3 protein-coding genes are annotated in these 2,375 nt (G+C 73.6%); all 3 read left to right on the top strand.

The genetic code is table 11. The features are described 5' to 3' along the window. Nucleotides 1–1,000 (top strand): apolipoprotein N-acyltransferase (gene lnt, locus E1298_RS46245; RefSeq protein WP_131903705.1); only part of this gene is annotated, 1,000 nt, incomplete at its 5' end. Between the two features lie 5 nt (nucleotides 1,001–1,005). Beyond that, nucleotides 1,006–1,752, top strand: coding sequence for a polyprenol monophosphomannose synthase (locus E1298_RS46240; RefSeq protein WP_131903704.1), 747 nt, complete (start codon nucleotides 1,006–1,008; stop codon nucleotides 1,750–1,752). Between the two features lie 168 nt (nucleotides 1,753–1,920). Further along, nucleotides 1,921–2,375: FxsA family protein (locus E1298_RS46235; protein WP_243726255.1), on the top strand; the 455-nt coding region annotated here is incomplete at its 3' end.

Below are 2,375 nucleotides of genomic sequence, written 5' to 3'. Positions count from 1 at the left end.
CCCGATGACCACCGCGATCCCGGCGACCGCGACCGCGCCCGTCGCGGTCGCGGTCGCCGGGATCGCGGTGGTCATCGGGGGCGGGGCGCTGATCCCTACCCCGACCGCCGGGCGGCCGGTCACCGTCGCGGTGATCCAGGGGAACGTCCCGCGGCTCGGCCTGGACTTCCTCGGCCAGCGCAAGGCCGTGCTGAACAACCACGTTCAGCGCACCCACGAGCTGGCCGCGCGGGTCCGCGCCGGGAAGCTCGCCCGGCCCGAGCTGGTGGTGTGGCCCGAGAACGCCAGCGACCTGGACCCCTACACCGAGCCGGACGCCTACGCCGCCATCGACGGCGCCGTTCGTGACATCGGCGTCCCGGTGCTGGTCGGCGCGCTCACCGACACCCCCGACGGCAAGAAGGTCGAGAACCGCGGCATCGTGTGGGACCCGCGCGGCGGCCCCGGTGACTACTACGTCAAGCGGCATCCGGTCCCGTTCGGGGAGTACCTGCCGTTCCGCGACGTCCTCACCAAGCTGATCAAGCGGTTCGAGCGGGTCCCGCGCGATTTCGCCCGGGGCGACCGCTCGGGGGTGATGCGGCTGGGGCCCGTCGACGTCGGCGACGTGATCTGTTTCGAGGTGGCCTACGACAAGGAGGTCCGGGACGTGGCGCGCGGCGACGTCCTGGTCGTCCAGACCAACAACGCCACCTACGGCAGGACGAGCCTGCCGCCGCAGCAGATCGCGATGTCGCGGCTGCGCGCGGTGGAGCATGGCCGTACGATCTTGGTGGCCGCGACGAGCGGGATCAGCGCGATCGTCGCCCCGGACGGCCGGATGGTCGCCCGGTCGGGGGAGTTCGTCCCCGCCGTGCAGGTCGCCCGTGTGCCGGCGCGCACGTCGCGTACGCTGTCGGACCGGCTGGGGGAGGCGCCCGAGTGGGTGCTCGCCGCGCTGGGCCTGGTCGCGGCCGGGGCGGCGGTGTGGTCAACGTCCAGAAGGAACGAGGGGAATTGACGCCGATGGAGATCCCTGTCGGTCTCGGCCGGGTGCTGGTGATCGTCCCGACCTACAACGAGCGGGACAACATCGAGGGCATCGTCGGCCGGGTGCGCGAGACGGCGCCGCCCGTGGACGTGCTGGTCGTCGACGATGCCAGCCCGGACGGCACCGGGGACCTGGCCGACGCCATGGCCGCCGCGGACGGGCAGGTCAAGGTCCTGCACCGCACCGGCAAGGCGGGGCTCGGCGCCGCCTACATCGCGGGGTTCCGCTGGGCCGCCGAGCACGGCTACGACGTGATGGTGGAGATGGACGCCGACGGGTCCCACCAGCCCGAGGAGCTGCCGCGGCTGCTGGCGGCCCTGGAGGACGCCGACCTGGTGATCGGGGCCCGCTGGGTGCCCGGCGGCAAGGTGCTGAACTGGCCCAAGCGGCGCGAGGCGCTGTCGCGGGGCGCCAACACCTACGCGCGGCTGATGCTGGGCTTCCACCTGCACGACGCCACCGGCGGGTACCGGGCGTTCCGCGCCGCCACCCTGGACAAGATCGGGCTGGAGGGGGTGGAGTCGCGCGGCTACTGCTTCCAGATCGACCTGGCGCTGCGGGCGCTGCAGCAGGGCCTGCGGGTGGTGGAGGTGCCGATCACCTTCGTCGAGCGCGTCCACGGCACCAGCAAGATGAGCCGGGACGTGATGGCCGAGGCGGCGCTGCGGATCACCCAGTGGGGCGTGGCCGACCGCGTCGGCAGGCTCCGCGGGCCCCGCTGACGCCCCGACCCGCGCACCGACCCGCGTCTCGACGCGCGCCCCCGACCGGCGCCTTGACGCGCGTCCGGGCCGGCCGTCCTCCCGGTGGGAGGGCGCGGCGGGGAAACGTTCGGGGGCGTCCCGGCGTTGAACAGGGCGGAAGATGTCCCGCGACCCGAAGATGGAATCATGCTGCCGCTCGTATTGGTCCTGGCGTTCCTGCTGATCCCGGTCGTGGAGATCTACACGATCATCCAGGTCGGGCAGGTCATCGGCGCGTGGCCGACGGTCGCGCTGCTGCTCGCCGAGAGCCTGCTGGGCGGCTGGATCGTCCGCCGTGAGGGCCGCCGCGCCTGGCGCGCGCTGCAGGAGACCTTCCAGCGCGGCACCGTGCCCGACCGCGAGCTGGCCGACGCCGCGCTGGTGCTGGTCGGCGGGGTGCTGCTGCTGACCCCGGGGTTCGTCACCGACGTGTTCGGGTTCTTGTTCGTGCTGCCGTTCACCCGTCCGCTGGTCCGGCGTGCCCTGAGCGGGTACGCGGCGCGGCGGATGCGGACCGCCGAGGCGCGCGTGGCGACGATGTTCCCGCCCGGCCTGGGCGGTCTGGGCGACGCGGGCGACGGCGGGTTCGGTCCGTTCGGGCC

The sequence above is a fragment of the Actinomadura rubrisoli genome, from assembly GCF_004349215.1.
Lineage (GTDB): Bacteria > Actinomycetota > Actinomycetes > Streptosporangiales > Streptosporangiaceae > Spirillospora > Spirillospora rubrisoli.
The sequence above is the reverse complement of the archived record's forward strand: the minus strand, read 5'-3'. Positions and strand labels throughout refer to the sequence as shown.

Excerpts from the sequence above, each read along its gene's own strand:
- E1298_RS46240 (WP_131903704.1), top strand. The coding sequence starts at position 1,006 with ATGGAGATCCCTGTCGGTCTCGGCCGGGTGCTGGTGATCGTCCCGACC.